At 55.2% G+C, this 17,990-nt stretch carries 13 protein-coding genes; 6 read left to right on the top strand and 7 right to left on the bottom strand.

The window, feature by feature from the left end; all coding sequences use genetic code 11:
• Window positions 1–68: 68 nt before the first annotated feature.
• Both MY052_RS15890 and lrp read right to left on the bottom strand, forming a co-directional pair.
• A complete protein-coding gene (locus tag MY052_RS15890) occupies window positions 69–4,097 on the bottom strand; it encodes a DNA translocase FtsK 4TM domain-containing protein (protein WP_248537392.1) in 4,029 nt (1,342 codons plus the stop codon).
• Window positions 4,098–4,217: 120 nt separating this feature from the next.
• A complete protein-coding gene (gene lrp / locus MY052_RS15895) occupies window positions 4,218–4,712 on the bottom strand; it encodes a leucine-responsive transcriptional regulator Lrp (RefSeq protein ID WP_000228469.1) in 495 nt (164 codons plus the stop codon).
• Window positions 4,713–5,261: 549 nt separating this feature from the next.
• Between lrp and trxB the strand changes: the two genes are divergently transcribed.
• From trxB to infA, 5 genes are all read left to right on the top strand, one after another.
• Entirely contained in the window at window positions 5,262–6,227 is a 966-nt protein-coding gene (trxB, locus tag MY052_RS15900; protein ID WP_035896352.1) for a thioredoxin-disulfide reductase, read from the top strand.
• Between the two features lie 122 nt (window positions 6,228–6,349).
• On the top strand, window positions 6,350–8,116 hold the full coding sequence (cydD, locus tag MY052_RS15905) for a heme ABC transporter permease/ATP-binding protein CydD (protein ID WP_248537393.1): 1,767 nt from the start codon (window positions 6,350–6,352) through the stop codon (window positions 8,114–8,116).
• The gene (gene cydC / locus MY052_RS15910) at window positions 8,117–9,838 is read left to right on the top strand and encodes a heme ABC transporter ATP-binding protein/permease CydC (protein WP_248537394.1); all 1,722 of its coding nucleotides are present in this window, start codon (window positions 8,117–8,119) and stop codon (window positions 9,836–9,838) included.
• Between the two features lie 40 nt (window positions 9,839–9,878).
• The gene (gene aat, locus MY052_RS15915) at window positions 9,879–10,583 is read left to right on the top strand and encodes a leucyl/phenylalanyl-tRNA--protein transferase (RefSeq protein WP_202216145.1); all 705 of its coding nucleotides are present in this window, start codon (window positions 9,879–9,881) and stop codon (window positions 10,581–10,583) included.
• A 284-nt stretch (window positions 10,584–10,867) separates the two neighbouring features.
• Window positions 10,868–11,086, top strand: a complete 219-nt coding sequence (gene infA, locus MY052_RS15920; protein ID WP_002211347.1) for a translation initiation factor IF-1 — start codon at window positions 10,868–10,870, stop codon at window positions 11,084–11,086.
• Window positions 11,087–11,191: 105 nt separating this feature from the next.
• On the opposite strand, the gene MY052_RS15925 is transcribed toward infA, so the two are convergent.
• The 3 genes from MY052_RS15925 to clpS form a co-directional block, all read right to left on the bottom strand.
• Window positions 11,192–11,422, bottom strand: a complete 231-nt coding sequence (locus MY052_RS15925) for a DUF2554 family protein (protein WP_035896356.1) — start codon at window positions 11,420–11,422, stop codon at window positions 11,192–11,194.
• A 172-nt stretch (window positions 11,423–11,594) separates the two neighbouring features.
• Entirely contained in the window at window positions 11,595–13,871 is a 2,277-nt protein-coding gene (clpA, locus tag MY052_RS15930) for an ATP-dependent Clp protease ATP-binding subunit ClpA (RefSeq protein WP_035896357.1), read from the bottom strand.
• A gap of 29 nt (window positions 13,872–13,900) precedes the next feature.
• Window positions 13,901–14,221 carry an ATP-dependent Clp protease adapter ClpS gene (gene clpS / locus MY052_RS15935; protein WP_035896358.1) on the bottom strand — a complete coding sequence of 107 codons (321 nt, stop codon included), beginning with the start codon at window positions 14,219–14,221 and terminating at the stop codon, window positions 13,901–13,903.
• 395 nt (window positions 14,222–14,616) lie between these two features.
• Between clpS and cspD the strand changes: the two genes are divergently transcribed.
• The gene (gene cspD, locus MY052_RS15940) at window positions 14,617–14,838 is read left to right on the top strand and encodes a cold shock-like protein CspD (protein WP_035896359.1); all 222 of its coding nucleotides are present in this window, start codon (window positions 14,617–14,619) and stop codon (window positions 14,836–14,838) included.
• Window positions 14,839–14,913: 75 nt separating this feature from the next.
• Here cspD and macB read toward each other — a convergent pair whose 3' ends face one another.
• Together macB and macA are read right to left on the bottom strand one after the other, a co-directional pair.
• Window positions 14,914–16,854, bottom strand: a complete 1,941-nt coding sequence (gene macB / locus MY052_RS15945; protein ID WP_115074619.1) for a macrolide ABC transporter ATP-binding protein/permease MacB — start codon at window positions 16,852–16,854, stop codon at window positions 14,914–14,916.
• Window positions 16,851–17,966: a macrolide transporter subunit MacA gene (gene macA / locus MY052_RS15950; RefSeq protein WP_202216147.1), complete on the bottom strand. Its 1,116-nt coding sequence runs from the start codon at window positions 17,964–17,966 to the stop codon at window positions 16,851–16,853. The genes macB and macA overlap by 4 nt, the downstream gene beginning before the upstream one ends.
• Between the last annotated feature and the right edge of the window lie 24 nt (window positions 17,967–17,990).

The raw sequence follows: 17,990 nt of genomic DNA on the forward strand, positions 1-17,990 counted from the left end.
CTAAGACTTCGCCCAGAGCGGTGACAGAAGAAAATACTGAATTCTGACTTATTTACCCATCTTTGCAATCAATCGAACGGCGGCGGTGCCAGCACCTCACGGTTGCCGTTGTGCCCCTGCTCGCTGACGATCCCCTGCGCTTCCATCTGTTCGATGATACGGGCTGCACGGTTGTAGCCAATGCGGAACTGGCGTTGTACGCCGGAGATTGATGCCTTGCGTTTCTGGGTCACAAAGTTGACCGCCTGATCGAACAGCGGATCCAACTCTTCGCCACCATCAAAGCCACCGCCGCCGCCTTCACTTTCGGTGTCGGAGGTAATGCCATCAACGTACTGCGGACGACCGCGAGCCTTCCAGTCCTGAACCACCGCATGCACTTCCTGGTCACGGACAAACGCCCCGTGAACGCGCACCGGGTTGTTGGAGTTAGGGCCAGCGTAGAGCATGTCACCCATTCCCAGCAGCGACTCAGCGCCGCCCTGGTCAAGAATGGTACGGGAGTCAATTTTACTCGAGACCGTAAACGCAATACGGGTTGGAATGTTGGCCTTGATAAGGCCGGTAATCACATCCACCGACGGACGCTGGGTTGCCAGAACCAGGTGGATACCCGCAGCACGCGCTTTCTGCGCCAGGCGGGCGATCAACTCTTCCACTTTCTTACCGACGGTCATCATCAGGTCGGCAAATTCATCAACCAGAACCACGATGTACGGCAGTTTTTCCAGAACCGGATGCGTCGCATCCATGCTGTCGCCCGGTTTCCAGTATGGATCCGGAATTGGACGGCCCATGCGCGCCGCTTCAGCAATTTTATCGTTATAGCCAGCAAGATTTCGCACGCCAAGCGCCGACATCAGTTTGTAGCGACGTTCCATTTCGTTGACGCTCCAGCGCAGGGCGTTGGCAGCATCCTTCATGTCGGTTACCACTTCAGTCAACAGATGCGGGATCCCTTCGTAGACCGAGAGTTCCAGCATTTTCGGGTCGATCATGATGAAACGTACGTCCTCAGGCTGCGCTTTGTAGAGCATGCTGAGGATCATGGCGTTCACGCCGACGGACTTACCGGAGCCTGTTGTACCAGCAACCAGCAGGTGTGGCATCTTGGCGAGGTCAGCAACCACCGGCTCACCGGCAATATCTTTACCCAGCACCACGGTCAACGGTGATGGGTTATCACGGAATTTGTCGCAGTCGAGCACTTCGCGCAGGTAAACGGTCTGACGTTTTTTGTTCGGCAGTTCCAGGCCAACATACGGTTTACCCGGAATCACTTCCACCACCCGTACCGCAACGGTCGAGAGAGATCGCGCGAGATCTCGTGACAGGTTAGAAATTCGTGCCGCCTTCACGCCAGGCGCCAGATTCAGCTCGAAACGGGTGATAACCGGGCCCGGAGAGTAGTTCACGACGTCCGCTTTAATGCGGTAATCGGCCAGACGAGTCTCAACCAGACGCGCCATCTGTTCCAGCGCGAAGGTGTCTACCGGCTCCACTTCCGTTGGCGGCGGAGTTAACAGATCTAACGAAGGCAGCGGCGTCGTCGGCTTCTGCAGCGGACGATCGTCGCCGTTACGCATGAGCAGCGGGTGAATCAGACTCTCCTGCGGCGTTACCGGCTGATGCACAGGCTGCTGTTGTGGCGGCTGCGCAAATTGCTGCTGAGGCTGATGATAGCCTTGTGCATGCTGCGGCGGCTGCTGATGGCCCTGAGCATACTGTGATGGCTGCTGCGGTTGAGACGGCGGCGTAACGGTAGGTTCCGGCATCACGCTCGGCGTGAACAATGGTGCCCTCGGCGTATCATCCACCAGAGTTTTCATCGGTGAGAATTCAAAATCGTCGAGAGAGAACGGATGCGCCCCTTCCGGTTGTTCGCTGGCGTAACGGTTCTGCTGAGATGCCGCAAACTGGCGTGCCAGTTCCGCTTCGGCTGCCGTATCCGCATCATCGTCGTCAGACACGAAATCATCATGACTTTCCGTTTCACCGTAACGCTGCTGCTGCGAGGCGGCAAACTGGCGAGCCAGTGCATCCTGCTGCATGGCATCGGCTTCATCGTCGGTCATTGGGTTGCTATCATCATGCTGATAACGTTCTGCCTCGCGAGCCGCCCGCTCTTCTGCCATCCGCTGGGAAGGCAGCTTAATACCATAAGATGCGAGCTCACGGCGCGTGGGTACACGGACTCGGTTAGGACGCGGCAGCTGTGGACCAATGCCCTCTTTAACCTGCGCACGCGGCCCTTCGGCAGGGCTAAACAGCGGTGCAGAGGCAGCCACCGCGGCGGCAGTTCCAGCAACGGCTGCTGCATGGCGTACGCTCGCGGCCACCGGAGCGACAGCGGCGGAAGGTTCTGGCGCAGAAACGGGAATAGACGGTGCAGAGGACGCGCGTTGTTCCATCGGCGCCAGCGGTTCTGGGATCGGTTGATACCATGCTGCCAGCTGTTCACGTTCGCGCGCGCGTTTCTCTTCTACTTCTTCGAAGTAGTACAACGGCGGGCGGTGCGCAGGCTTAACTTCTTCCTCTACAACAGGTTCCGGTTCAGCAACGGGAGCAGGTGTAACCTGCTGTTCGTTCAGATAATCCGGCTCAGCGGAGTATGGCTGCTCGTAAGCAGGCTGCTGCGGCTGAGCATACTGCGGCTGCTCGTAAACAGGCTGCTGCGGTTGAGCATACTGCGGCTGCTCGTAAGCTGGCTGCTGCGGTTGAGCATACTGCGGCTGCTCGTAAGCAGGCTGCTGCGGCTGAGCATATTGCGGCTGCTCGTAAGCTGGCTGCTGCGGTTGAGCATACTGCGGCTGCTCGTAAGCAGGCTGCTGCGGCTGAGCATATTGCGGCTGCTCGTAAGCTGGCTGCTGCGGTTGAGCATATTGCGGCTGCTCGTAAGCAGGCTGCTGCGGTTGAGCATACTGCGGCTGTTCGTAAACAGGCTGCTGCGGTTGAGCATATTGAGGCTGCTGTACTGGCGGCCACCCTTCCGGCGCTGGCGCAATAACGGGGTCAACCGCGGTGGGTGCCGGAACGGCCTGCCATTCAACGGCGGGGGTTGGCACCGGCTGTTCGCTCACTGAAGGGGCTGCTAGCGCAGGCTCGGCTACCCAGGCAGCCGCCCCCGTCGCCGCAACGGCTTCCGTAACAGAATGACCATTCAGCAGCGGATCGTATTCATCATACCCTGCGGCACGGGTGGCGCTAGCGCCAGAGAACAGCACGTCATCAGGATCTACCTGCGCGGCATAGCCAGCGGCTTCAGGCTCATCCATACGACGGCCCGAAAACAGCGCTTCATCCGTTTTGCGGCCCATCGGGTTAGCGAATTTTTCGGCAATACGCTTACGGCGAGCCAGTGCCCCACGTAAGATGCGCGCACGACGAGATTCACGCGACGCTTTCTGCGTCTCCTCGCCGTCGTCTTCATATTCGTCTTCTTCTTCGTACTCGTCTTCATCGACCCAGGTATCGTCACGGCGGGTTCGGTTGCTGGCGAACGTCAGAATGTTGAGGATCCAACTGCCCATTTTCTCGGCGATGCTGACCCACGACCAGCCGGTAAAGAGCGTCAGGCCTGCGGCCCAGATGCAGAGCAGTGCGATGGTCCCGCCGCTGCTGTGCAACATTGGCTGCAGCGCGGTGCTGAGCAGGCTACCAATCACGCCGCCGGAGGCAAAGTACCAGATGTCATCCGCGTTTATCGCCGCGAGGCCGCATGAGGTAAGAATGATGGCCAGTACGCCAATCAGGCGCAGCGAGACGGCGAAGTAGTCGATGTACTCTTCGCTTGAACGGTGCCGCCAGGCAAACCAGCAGCCACCAACAATAATCACCGGTATGGTGTACGCCATCACGCCAAAAATGAAGAACAGCGTGTCAGCCAGCCATGCGCCGGAAGCACCACACAAATTGTGGATGGGTTCGTGCCAGGCCGTTTGTGACCAGCTAGGATCGGAAGGATTGAAGCTCAGTAGTGCAGCCATTAACCAGATGGCAAAAATGGCGCATAAAAGTAGTAACGCCTCAAGGAGCCGGCGTCCGCTGCTGAGTTTTGTGAGTTTGACTTCTTTGTCTTCTGTATATTCCTGGCTCAAGAAAGGCTCTCCAGGTGCCAAATGCTAAAACGGACAACAGTGCCAGATTGCGCCGACACTGTTGCTGTATGGATTAACAGGAGTGTAATCAAACTACGCTGATTTTGCACCTGTTCCGTTTTAGCGGGTCTTAATTACCAGACGATTACTCTGCTTGACCTCTTCCATGACGACGTAAGTACGAGTGTCGTTTACGCCTGGCAGGCGCAGCAGGGTCTCGCCAAGAAGCTTACGATAAGCTGACATGTCAGGTACACGGGTTTTCAACAGATAGTCGAAATCACCGGATACTAAGTGACATTCTTGAATTTCTTCAAGTTTTTGCACAGCGGCGTTAAATTGTTCAAACACGTCCGGCGCACCGCGATTCAGAGTAATCTCAACGAATACCAGCAGCGATGCATCCAGGTAATGCGGGTTTAACAGCGCAGTATAGCCCTGAATAAACCCCTGTCGTTCCAGACGACGTACGCGCTCAAGGCACGGGGTCGGAGAAAGTCCTACTCTTTTGGAAAGCTCGACGTTCGAAATACGCCCATCTTTTTGCAGTTCATTGAGAATGTTGCGGTCGATGCGGTCGAGATCTTTGCCAGGGCGTTTTTTACTATCTACCATTATTATTGTCTCTCTGTATTCCTTCCCTACTCCTGTCTTGACTCTGTGCACTTCACTGTTCAGAGCCTTCTCCCGATTTCAATGCGCCGTTGTTGCTGCAACGACGAATATCCCAGGGTATGTGTATGAGAAGCCCGGCGCCTCACGGCCACCCTCCGACATCACGTATGACGTCTGTCCACACCATACGTAGATTTCAGAGATCCGGGTAAAAATGGTATTTGCGTGCATGAAAATTCACCACACGCGAAACACTGCTTTTCTTCTTCCTTGAATGTTGTCGCAAAAGCACAGGGGATTGTCAAAGCAAAACATCTTTTTTTAGTACAACATGCCACATATTCATGAATCCTGGGTCCGGTTTCACATGTAATCATCTTATAATCATGAGCCTGGCAGTAGAAATAGTTATATTTATTGATGTTAAAATAGACAATCAATCGACTCATCCTATTACACATATCGTTAACAAAATCGCTATGCCCTTTTTTTACGCCTACAAATTCCCTACAATCGCGAACAATGTCTGCCAACAATTATGGGGATCTCATGGGCACGGCCAAACACAGTAAGTTGTTAATCCTTGGTTCTGGACCTGCGGGATACACCGCTGCGGTCTATGCTGCACGCGCAAACCTGCAACCGGTCCTGATTACCGGGCTGGAAAAAGGCGGTCAGCTGACCACCACCACCGAAGTCGAAAACTGGCCGGGCGATCCTAGCGACCTGACCGGTCCGCTGCTGATGGAGCGCATGCACGAGCATGCAACGAAGTTTGAGACCGAAATTATTTTCGATCATATCCACAGCGTGGATCTGCAAAACCGTCCGTTCCGCCTGACCGGCGACAGCGGTGAGTACACCTGTGACGCGTTAATCATCGCGACCGGTGCCTCTGCTCGCTATCTGGGACTTCCGTCAGAAGAAGCATTCAAAGGCCGCGGCGTTTCTGCCTGCGCGACCTGCGATGGTTTCTTCTACCGTAACCAGAAAGTCGCGGTTATCGGCGGTGGTAACACCGCGGTTGAAGAAGCGCTGTATCTGTCCAACATCGCCTCAGAAGTGCATCTGATTCACCGTCGTGATTCATTCCGCGCGGAAAAAATTCTGATCAAGCGTCTGATGGATAAAGTGGAAAGCGGCAATATCGTGCTGCACACCCATCGTACGCTGGAAGAAGTCACCGGTGACCAGATGGGCGTAAGCGGTCTGCGTCTGCGTTCTACCGAAAACGACGAAATTGAATCGCTGGACGTAGCGGGTCTGTTCGTGGCTATCGGCCACAGCCCAAATACTGCCATCTTCGAAGGTCAACTGGCGCTGGAAAACGGCTACATCAAAGTGCAGTCCGGCATTCACGGCAACGCAACCCAGACCAGCATCCCTGGCGTGTTCGCCGCGGGCGATGTTATGGACCACATTTACCGTCAGGCAATCACCTCCGCAGGCACCGGCTGTATGGCCGCGCTGGACGCTGAGCGCTATCTCGACGGTCTGGCTGACGCTTGCAAATAACCTTTACAAGTCAGTAACAAAAGTAAAAAAGGCGACGATAAGTCGCCTTTATTTTTTCTGCGATGTAACATTGCCGCGCCTATAACTGAAACCATTATCCATAAGCACCTGCTAAGCGCCCAATGAATAAAAGTCGCCAACAAGAACTCACCCGCTGGCTCAAACAGCAAAGCGTCCTGTCACGCCGCTGGTTGATGACCTCCCGTCTGCTCGGCTTCGTTAGCGGTGTATTGATCATCGCCCAGGCCTGGTTCCTTGCCCGCATTCTCCACCATATGATTATGGAGAACATCCCGCGAGAAGCGTTGCTGCTGCCGTTTATCCAACTGGTGCTGATCTTTATCCTGCGCGCCTGGGTGGTCTGGCTGCGCGAGCGCGTCGGTTTTCACGCCGGGCAGCAAATTCGATTTGAAATTCGCCGTCAGGTGCTCGATCGCCTTCAACAGGCTGGTCCAGCCTGGATTCAGGGAAAGCCTGCCGGTAGCTGGGCGACGCTTATTCTCGAACAAATCGATGACATGCACGATTACTACGCCCGCTACCTGCCGCAGATGGCGTTAGCGGCCTGCGTTCCCCTGATTATCGTCGTTGCGATTTTCCCTTCAAACTGGGCTGCGGCGCTTATTCTGCTGGTCACCGCGCCGCTGATCCCGCTGTTTATGGCGTTGGTTGGCATGGGCGCTGCTGATGCCAACCGCCGTAACTTCCTGGCGCTGGCGCGCCTGAGTGGGCACTTCCTTGACCGTCTGCGAGGTATGGATACGCTGCGTATCTTTGGCCGCGGCGAAGCGGAAACGGAAAATATTCGCGAGGCATCGCAAGATTTCCGCCATCGTACAATGGAAGTGCTGCGCCTGGCCTTCCTCTCCTCCGGCGTGCTGGAGTTCTTTACCTCGCTCTCCATTGCGCTGGTCGCGGTCTACTTCGGCTTCTCATATCTCGGCGAGCTAAACTTCGGCAGTTACGGCACCGCAGTGACGCTCTCTTCCGGTTTCCTGGCGCTGATCCTGGCCCCTGAGTTCTTCCAGCCGCTGCGTGATTTAGGCACCTTCTATCACGCTAAAGCACAGGCCGTTGGCGCCGCCGACAGCCTGAAAACGTTCCTCGAAGCGCCGCTGGCGCATCCTGAACAGGGCGACCAGACGCTGGACACCAGCGAACCTGTCACGCTTTGTGCCAAAGACCTGTTTATCACCTCGCCAGAAGGCAAAATGCTGGTAGGACCGCTGAACTTCACGCTCAGCGCCGGTCAACGCGCTGTGCTGGTAGGTCTGAGCGGCTCCGGCAAAAGCTCGCTGCTGAACGCGCTGGCGGGGTTCTTACCCTACACTGGGTCGCTGAAAGTGAACGGCGTCGAATTACGCAACCTTCACCCTGAAGGCTGGCGCCGCATGATGAGCTGGGTTGGGCAAAACCCGCAGCTCCCAGCGTCCACGCTGCGCGAGAACGTGCTGCTCGGCAATCCTGATGCCAGTGAACAACAGCTGCAGCAGGCGCTGGATAAAGCCTGGGTGAGCGAATTCCTACCACAGCTACCTGATGGTATCGACACCGTCGTGGGTGAACAGGCCGCACGTCTGTCCGTCGGTCAGGCCCAGCGCGTCGCCGTGGCCCGCGCCCTGCTCGCCCCCTGCCGTTTACTACTTCTGGATGAACCTGCCGCCAGCCTGGATGCACACAGCGAACAGCGTGTCATGCAGGCGTTAACCGAAGCCTCAACCCAGCAAACCACGCTGATGGTAACCCACCAGCTTGAAGGCCTTACCGAGTGGGACGCTATCTGGGTAATGGAGAACGGTCAAATTATTGAGCAGGGAACGTATCAGCAGTTGGTTGATGCTAACGGCGTCTTTACGAGCCTATTGGCCAGCCGTCAGGAGGAGATCTAAATGCGCGCACTGTTACCTTATCTGGCGCTTTATAAACGTCACAAGTGGCTGTTGAGCCTGGGCGTTATTCTGGCGATTGTCACGCTGTTAGCCAGCATTGGCTTGCTCACCCTTTCCGGCTGGTTCCTCTCGGCCTCAGCGGTAGTCGGGTTTGCGGGTGCTTACACCTTCAACTACATGCTGCCTGCTGCTGGCGTGCGCGGTGCGGCGATTATTCGCACCGCTGGGCGCTACTTTGAACGCCTGGTCAGCCACGATGCAACCTTCCGCGTCTTGCAGCATTTACGCGTGTTCACCTTCAGTAAACTGCTGCCGCTCTCTCCTGCCGGACTGGCACGTTTTCGTCAGGGTGAACTGCTCAACCGCATGGTGGCCGACGTCGATACGCTCGATCACCTCTATCTACGCGTCATTTCACCGTTGGTCGGTGCACTGGTGGTCATTCTGGTGGTCACCGCAGGACTTAGCCTGTTGGACGTTGGCCTGGCGCTGACGCTCGGCGGCATTATGCTGGCCACGCTCATTATCCTGCCGCCGCTGTTCTACCGCGCCGGGAAACCTACCGGTGAGCAGTTGACGACCCTTCGTGGTCAGTATCGTCAGCAGCTTACCGGTTGGCTGCAAGGCCAGGCTGAACTGACGATTTTTAACGCCAGCCAGCACTATCGCAAACAGATGGAACAAACTGAGCTCAACTGGCACGACGCCCAACGCCGTCAGTCGGAACTTACCGCGCTTTCTCAGGCTTTGATGCTGTTAATTGGCGGTGTGGCGGTGGTCTCCATGCTGTGGCTCGCCGCAGGTGGCGTTGGCACCAACAGCCAGCCAGGTGCGCTGATTGCGCTCTTTGTTTTCTGTGCGCTGGCGGCCTTTGAGGCGCTCGCACCGGTCACCGGCGCGTTCCAGCACCTTGGGCAGGTCATCGCCTCGGCGCTGCGTATCAGCCAGATTATCGAACAGCAGCCAGAAGTCACTTTCCCAGAGCAGGCCGTAGCGCGACCACAGCAGGTGGCGCTGACGCTAAACCAAGTGTCCTTCACCTACCCGCAGCAGACGCAGCCAGCGCTGGATAACCTTACGCTGTCTATCTCCGCTGGCGAACATATTGCGATCCTTGGCCGAACCGGCTGTGGTAAATCAACGCTGCTTCAGCTGCTCACCCGCGCCTGGGACCCTCAGCAGGGCCAGATTCAACTTAACGGCACACCGCTTTGTCAGTTTGATGAGCAGACGCTTCGTCAGACCGTCAGCCTGGTACCACAGCGCGTACATCTGTTCAGCGCCACGCTGCGCGACAACCTGCTGTTAGCGAAGCCTGATGCCCGCGATGAAGCGCTTAGCGATGTACTGCGCCGTACCGGTCTTGAGAAGCTGCTTGAAGATACCGGTCTGAATAGCTGGCTTGGTGAAGGCGGCCGTCAGCTTTCCGGCGGCGAGCTTCGTCGTTTGGGGATTGCGCGTGCGCTGTTGCATGATGCGCCGCTGATGATGCTGGACGAACCCACAGAGGGGTTAGATGCCACCACCGAGAGCCAGATCCTGGAACTGCTGGCCGACGTGATGCGCCATAAAACGCTGCTGATGGTGACTCACCGCCTGCGCGGACTGGCGCGATTTAATCAGATTATTGTCATGGACAACGGGCAAATAATTGAGCAAGGTAATCATACAGAACTGCTGGCAAAACAAGGTCGTTACTACCAGTTTAAACAGCGCCTGTAGACTATGATTAGTTAACTCTGTTTCGTGAGGTCATCGCGATATGCGCCTTGTCCAGCTTTCTCGACACTCGATCGCTTTCCCCTCTCCTGAGGGCGCATTACGTGAACCAAACGGACTGCTCGCGCTGGGGGGCGATCTCGGCCCCGCGCGCCTGCTGATGGCCTATCAGCGCGGTATTTTTCCGTGGTTTTCTCCAGGCGACCCCATTCTGTGGTGGTCACCGGATCCCCGCGCCGTGCTGTGGCCTGAACAGTTTCACCTCAGCCGCAGTATGAAGCGGTTCCATAAAACCTCTCCCTACCGCGTGACGATAAACTATGCCTTCAGCGACGTGCTCGCCGGCTGTGCGCAGGATCGTAACGAAGGTACCTGGATTACCACCAGTATCAGCCAGGCCTATCATCGGCTGCACGAGCTTGGTCATGCGCACTCCATCGAGGTGTGGCAGGAGAATACGCTCGTAGGCGGCATGTACGGCGTTGCAATGGGCGAACTGTTCTGCGGTGAGTCAATGTTCAGCCGCGCGGAGAACGCCTCCAAAACGGCGCTGTACGTCTTCTGTGAGGCATTCAGCCAGGCGGGTGGAAAATTAATCGATTGTCAGGTATTAAATAGCCATACCGCCTCATTAGGCGCCGTAGAAATACCCCGTCGAGATTATCTTGAGCATCTTGATACTCTGCGCGTACAACCCCTCTCCGATAAGTTCTGGGTGCCCAGAGCGCTCTTTTTACCTGAAGCGTAAATGATTTCAGCACAATTCCCAGCAGGATGATATAATTGCCAACGAGAGTCGCTTCTGCCTTTTACCCCGCCGACGTTTGGGAATCATTCGAGTCAGATAACGCCCACGTTTATCCTGCTGTTTCCAGCCTGGTTCGTGCCCATCACACGATGCATTTGTGTGGTGAAAGGGTAATGCGCAAAAACGACTTTCGCCGATTAAGACGGACAATTCTTTACTTACTTGATGAACTTCGGCATTATCTTGCCGGTTCAAATTACGGTAGTGATACCCCAGAGGATTAGATGGCCAAAGAAGACAATATTGAAATGCAGGGTACCGTTCTTGATACGTTACCTAATACCATGTTCCGCGTAGAACTGGAAAACGGGCACGTGGTTACTGCACATATCTCCGGTAAAATGCGCAAAAACTACATCCGTATCCTGACGGGCGACAAAGTGACTGTTGAGCTGACCCCGTACGACCTGAGCAAAGGCCGCATTGTCTTCCGTAGTCGCTAATCTCCGCAGATAATGAGCGTCTGGCGCTACTTTCGCCGAGCGCTATTTGCCGAATATTAATGCCTCGCTTATTGCGGGGCATTTTTTTGCCTTTCGCCTATCACCTTAAAAATTGTGTGCTTCCGGTTTACGTGATTTTTGCCAGTGATGATGCTCGCGCAACCCTTCCGCTGACTCTTCTGCCACCGCGCGTAGCTCATCGCTATCCGCTTCATGACGCAGCTGATGATCGGCATTTTTAACCCACAAAAACTGATGACCTTTATGTCCGGCCATGAGTTGGCCTGAGAATAACGCGCAGGTGAGTAAAATCACCGATAACAATTTTGAAAACATTATGCCACCGCTTGGTTATATTCTGCCTCCATCATGCCAACCCTTACGTCTGGTTATTATCCAACTGTTCAAATTTGCGCAAATGGAATGTCAGCTAAACAACGAAGATGGCGCATAAAAAAACCGAGCTGTTGTCAGCTCGGTTTTTATTATTTACCGCAAGCGATTAACGTTAATGCGCCGCTTCTGGCTTGTGCTTCTGCGCACTCTGGAAGCCGTAGGTCAGCTCGTTCTTCTCGTTGTCGAGCGCCACGGTAACCTGGCCGCCGTCAACCAGCGAGCCAAACAGCAGTTCGTTGGCCAGCGGTTTTTTCAGGTTGTCCTGAATCACACGCGCCATAGGACGCGCCCCCATCGCACGGTCGTAGCCTTTCTCGGCCAGCCAGTTGCGGGCCTCCTGGCTGACTTCCAGCGACACGCCTTTTTGATCCAGTTGAACCTGCAGCTCGACGATGAACTTATCCACCACCTGATGGATAACGTCGGTCGACAGATGATCGAACCAGATAATGTTGTCCAGACGGTTACGGAACTCTGGCGTAAAGATCTTTTTGATCTCTTCCATCGCGTCGGTGCTGTTGTCCTGCTGGATAAGGCCAATCGATTTGCGCTCGGTTTCACGTACGCCGGCGTTGGTGGTCATCACCAGCACCACGTTACGGAAATCGGCTTTACGACCGTTGTTATCCGTCAGCGTGCCGTTATCCATCACCTGCAGTAGCAGGTTAAAGACGTCCGGGTGCGCTTTTTCGATTTCGTCCAACAGCAGTACCGCGTGCGGATGCTTGATTACCGCATCGGTCAGCAGGCCGCCCTGGTCAAAACCAACGTACCCCGGAGGCGCACCGATAAGGCGGCTCACCGTATGGCGTTCCATATACTCGGACATATCAAAACGCAGCAGCTCAATGCCCATCGCCTTCGCCAACTGGACGGTCACTTCTGTTTTACCCACCCCGGTCGGGCCAGCAAACAGGAAGGAGCCCACCGGACGATGATCGTGGCCGAGGCCCGCGCGGCTCATCTTAATGGCTTCGGTCAACGCATCGATGGCATTATCCTGGCCGAATACCAGCATTTTCAGGCGATTGCCGAGATTTTTCAGCGTATCGCGATCGCTCTGGGAAACGCTTTTCTCCGGGATACGCGCAATACGCGCAACCACGGATTCAATATCCGCCACGTTGATCGTTTTCTTACGCTTGCTCACCGGCATCAGACGGGCGCGGGCGCCTGCCTCATCAATCACGTCAATGGCCTTATCCGGCAGATGACGATCGTTGATGTATTTCACCGCCAGCTCCACCGCCGCACGCACCGCTTTCGCGGTATAGCGGACGTCGTGGTGCGCTTCGTATTTCGGTTTCAGGCCGTTCAGAATCTGCACGGTCTCTTCGACCGACGGCTCGGTAATATCGATTTTCTGGAAACGACGCGCCAGCGCCCTGTCCTTCTCAAAGATATTGCTGAACTCCTGGTAGGTGGTAGAGCCCATCACGCGAATCTTGCCGCTGGAGAGCAGCGGTTTAATCAGGTTAGCGGCATCCACCTGTCCACCCGACGCAGCACCCGCACCGATAATGGTGTGGATTTCGTCGATGAACAGAATGCTGTTGGTGTCCTGCTCTAACTGCTTGAGCAGTGCCTTGAAGCGTTTTTCGAAATCGCCGCGATACTTGGTGCCCGCCAGCAGCGAACCAATATCGAGCGAGTAGATAGTGCAGTCGGCCATGATTTCCGGCACGTCGCCGCGCACAATACGCCATGCGAGGCCTTCGGCAATCGCCGTTTTGCCCACGCCAGATTCACCCACCAGCAGCGGGTTATTCTTACGGCGACGGCACAGCACCTGAATAGCACGTTCCAGCTCTTTATCGCGGCCAATCAGCGGGTCAATTCCCCCGACGCGAGCAAGCTGATTAAGATTGGTGGTGAAGTTTTCCATACGTTCCTCCCCGCCTGCTTGCTCTTCGTTAGTTTGCTGATTCCCGGAATCAGAAGGCTGGCTTGGCTCGTCTTTACGCGTGCCGTGAGAGATGAAGTTCACCACGTCGAGACGGCTGACTTCATGTTTACGCAGAAGATACGCGGCCTGCGACTCCTGCTCGCTGAAAATCGCCACAAGGACGTTAGCGCCGGTCACTTCGCTACGCCCAGAAGACTGAACATGGAAGACCGCGCGCTGCAGAACACGCTGGAAGCTGAGCGTCGGTTGCGTTTCGCGCTCTTCTTCACTGACCGGCAGCACCGGCGTGGTTTGTTCGATGAAGGCTTCGAGTTCCTGACGCAGCGCCACCAAATCGACCGAGCACGCTTCCAGCGCTTCACGGGCTGATGGGTTGCTAAGCAGAGCCAGCAACAGATGCTCGACGGTCATAAACTCGTGACGGTGCTCGCGCGCTCTGGCGAAAGCCATGTTTAAACTGAGTTCCAGTTCTTGATTGAGCATAGGCACCTCCCCCAATTTTCATGCCTGTATCAGGCTTGTTCCAGCGTACACAACAGTGGATGCTCGTTCTCCCTCGCGTACTGATTCACCATGGCAACTTTGGTCTCGGCGACTTCTGCCGTAAAGACACCACAAATTGCTTTACCTTGATAGTGAACCGTTAGCATCAGTTGTGTTGCGCGTTCTACATCATAAGAAAAGAATTTTTGTAACACGTCAATAACAAACTCCATCGGAGTGTAATCATCATTGACCAATATCACTTTATACATCGATGGGGGTTTAAGCCCATCCTGAAGTTTATCTGCCGAAAGCTGGTCGAAGTCCAGCCAGTCTCTGGTCTTACTCATTGTCAGTCATCATTGTGGGTGTCATCTCTTGCTGCTGACGAGTCTGTTTGCACATTAGCGCACCGTATTATTCACGGAAATAATGACACATTTTCCGTCAACAGCGCCGCCATTCATTCCTGTGCATACATGTCCTAAATCTACTGTAGATCATAGATAGCTATCACCTATAGCTGTCATTCGCGAACTCTGTCACATTCCCGTCAATAGCGTTAACTGCTTCAAATTTTGACGCATTTTCCCCCTTCGGCCTCCTTCAAACGCTTGACGCACTGTGCGAAATATCTACATTGTACTGGCGAGAGTTGGTGAGGTTTTGAACAACTCCTGACTCCACCACCGGTTCATTCCATCTACTTATAAACGTATAATAGTGTTACGAAGGATGTCGAAGTATGGAAATGGGTACTGTTAAGTGGTTCAACAATGCCAAAGGGTTCGGATTCATTTGCCCGGAAGGCGGTGGCGAGGACATCTTCGCCCATTACTCCACCATCCAGATGGATGGGTACAGAACGTTAAAAGCCGGGCAATCCGTCCAGTTTGATGTCCACGAGGGGCCGAAAGGTAATCATGCAAGCGTGATTATCCCTCTGGAAGCAGAAACAGCCGCCTAGTGACTGCCCCATTGTGTACATCCCGCTGTCAAAATGCCAGTCCTTCTGACTGGCATTTTTTCATTTATTTTGCGTTTATTCTCGCGCCAGTGCATCAACCGGATCGAGCCTTGCCGCGTTGCGTGCAGGAAGCCAACCAAACAGCACGCCGGTCAGCGTCGAGCAGACAAATGCCGTCAGCAGCGCCAGCGGCGAGAAGCCAATTTCCCATCCCGGCAGCACCAGCTGTAGCAGAAGCGCAATCATCATCGACAGCGCGACGCCAATCGCACCGCCGACCAGACAGACCAGAATCGCCTCTATCAGGAACTGCTGCAGCACGTTGCTCGCCCGCGCCCCAACGGCCATACGAATACCGATTTCCCGGGTACGTTCCGTTACCGACACCAGCATGATATTCATTACACCAATACCGCCAACCACCAGCGAGATAACAGCCACCAGCGTTAAGAACAGCTGTAATGTATGTGTGGTGCGTTCCGCCGTTTTCAAGACGCTGTCCATGTTCCAGACGAAGAAATCTTTTTTGCCGTGCCGCAGGTTTAACAACCGGGTGAGCTGCTCTTCAGCAATGCTGCTGTCGTAACCTTCTTTCACCCTGACGGTAATCGAGTTAAGCCAGGACTGCCCCATGACTCGCCCGGACATAGTGGAGTAAGGCAGCCAGACGCGGAGTATTTTGCTGCTGCCAAACATCGACTGCTTTTCATCCGCCACACCAATCACCGTTGCCGGCATATTGCCTACAAGAATCACTTCGCCCACGACGCTGGCCTTATTCGGGAACAGCTGGCGACGGGTGTTACTGTCGAGCACCACAACCTGCGAACGTTCAGCGGCCTGCACGTCGTTAAAGGTATTCCCCTCACTGAACGTCATACCGTAGACGTTAAAATAGTGCTGCCCAATGCCCTGAACGCTGGCGGCAACGTCGATGTTGCCAGCCCTGACGCGCAGGTTTTTTGACACTGAAGGCGTGACTGAACTGACCCACGACTGCTTTTCAATCGCCAGCAGGTCGTCATATTTCAGCGACTGCTGATACTGCGGATCGTCATCACCGAAATCTTTCCCCGGATAGACGTCAATGGTATTGGTGCCGATGGCGCGGATATCGGCCAGCACCATCTGCTTAGCCGCATCGCCCACCACGACGATAGAGACCACCGAGGCAATGCCGATAATAATGCCAAGCATAGTCAGCAGCGTACGCATCTTGTTGGCGACCATCGCGCGCCAGGCCATCGATAACGCTTCACGGAAACTGTTGCTGAACTGCCGCCAACCGGACGCGTCCTGTGCCGCTGGCTCGCGGGCTGCCGCCGCGGTCTGACGCGCTGGCGGGTTACGAATAATTTCCCCGTCGCGAATCTCAATCACCCGCTCAGCCTGCGCAGCAACCTGCGGGTCGTGAGTAACAATAATAACCGTGTGGCCCTGCTCTTTAAGCTGATGCAGTATTGCCATCACCTCTTCACCCGAACGGGTATCAAGCGCGCCAGTCGGTTCATCGGCGAGGATCACCTGGCCGCCGTTCATCAACGCGCGGGCGATACTCACGCGCTGCTGTTGACCGCCAGAAAGCTGTGATGGCGCGTAGTCCACGCGATCGGCAAGCCCAAGGCGCTGCAATAGCTGTCTGGCGCGCTCAAGGCGGGCTTTGCGTTCCATGCCAGCATACACGGCAGGCACTTCAACATTCTGCGCCGCCGTAAGGTGAGACAGCAGATGATAGCGCTGGAAGATAAAGCCAAAATGCTCGCGCCGCAGCGCCGCCAAAGCGTCACTATCAAGCGTTGCGACATCGACCCCGGCAACCCGATAGGTGCCGCTCGTGGGCTTATCAAGGCAACCGAGAATATTCATCAGGGTCGATTTTCCAGAGCCAGAGGCCCCGACTATCGCCACCATTTCACCGGCGTTGATCTGCAGGGAGATCCCCTTCAGCACATCGACGCTGCCGTCACCAGACGGATAGCTTCGGCGAATGCCACTGAGTTCAAGCAGCGCGGTCATTTTACCGCCCCAGCTTTACCTTCTCCGATAATGACCTCATCCCCTTCTTCCAGCCCTTTAGCAATTTCAACGTCGGTGTCATTACGCGCGCCAATGACCACCTCACGCGTTTTCACTTCGCCATTACGCAGCAGGCGCACGTTATAGCGGTTTTCGCCGACGCTATCGCCGAGTGCGGAAAGCGGGATAGTCAGTACATCGTTTACGCCACTCAGTTGGATATGCACCTGAGCCGTCATATCAAGACGCAGCACCGCCTGCGGGTTAGGGACTTCAAAACGGGCATAATAGAAGATGGCGTCGTTGACCTTTTCCGGGGTAGGCAGAATATCTTTTAGCGTGCCCTCATAGCGGGTCATTGGGTCGCCAAGTACCGTAAACCAGGCTTTCTGACCCGGTTTGAGATGAATAACGTCAGCTTCGGACACCTGAGCTTTAACCAACATCGTACGGAGATCCGCCAGCGTCAGAATATTAGGAGCCTGCTGGGCCGCGATAACCGTCTGTCCCTGTAAGGTGGTAATCTGCGTCACTTCGCCCGCCATCGGCGCCACAATGCGCGTGTAATCGAGGTTGGTTTTTGCGGTATCAAGAGAAGCCTGGTTACGCTTAATCTGCGCGTCAATCGTGCCTATTTGCGCCTTTTTAACCGCCATTTCGGTGGCGGCGGTATCCAGGTCCTGACGTGAAACCGCCTGGGTTTTTGCCAGCTGCTGCTGACGTGAAAAAGTCACGCTTGCCAGCTTCCATTCGGCTTCCGCTTGCTGGCGCTGCGCCCGCAGTTCCATCAACGTCGCTTCCACCTCTTTTATCTGGTTCTGCGCCTGCTCAGGGTCGATAACCCCCAATAGCTGGTCTTTCACCACTTTGTCGCCGATATTCACCGACAGCGTTTTCAACTGACCGCTCACCTGCGCGCCGACGTCCACTTTGCGCAGCGCATCGAGTTTACCGGTGGCCAATACGCTTTGTTCAAGAGAGCCCTTGCGAACAATCAACGTCTGGTAATTGGGTAATGGCGCATTTAGCGTTTTCCAGACCGCTACCATAGCGATTACCACGACGATAGCCGCGATCGCATAGCGTTTTTTAAACTTTCCCTTGATGTTCATAAAAATCCTGAATTCCCCAGTGTA

The organism is Kluyvera ascorbata (genome assembly GCF_023195735.1).
In the GTDB taxonomy this organism is placed as follows: domain Bacteria; phylum Pseudomonadota; class Gammaproteobacteria; order Enterobacterales; family Enterobacteriaceae; genus Kluyvera; species Kluyvera ascorbata.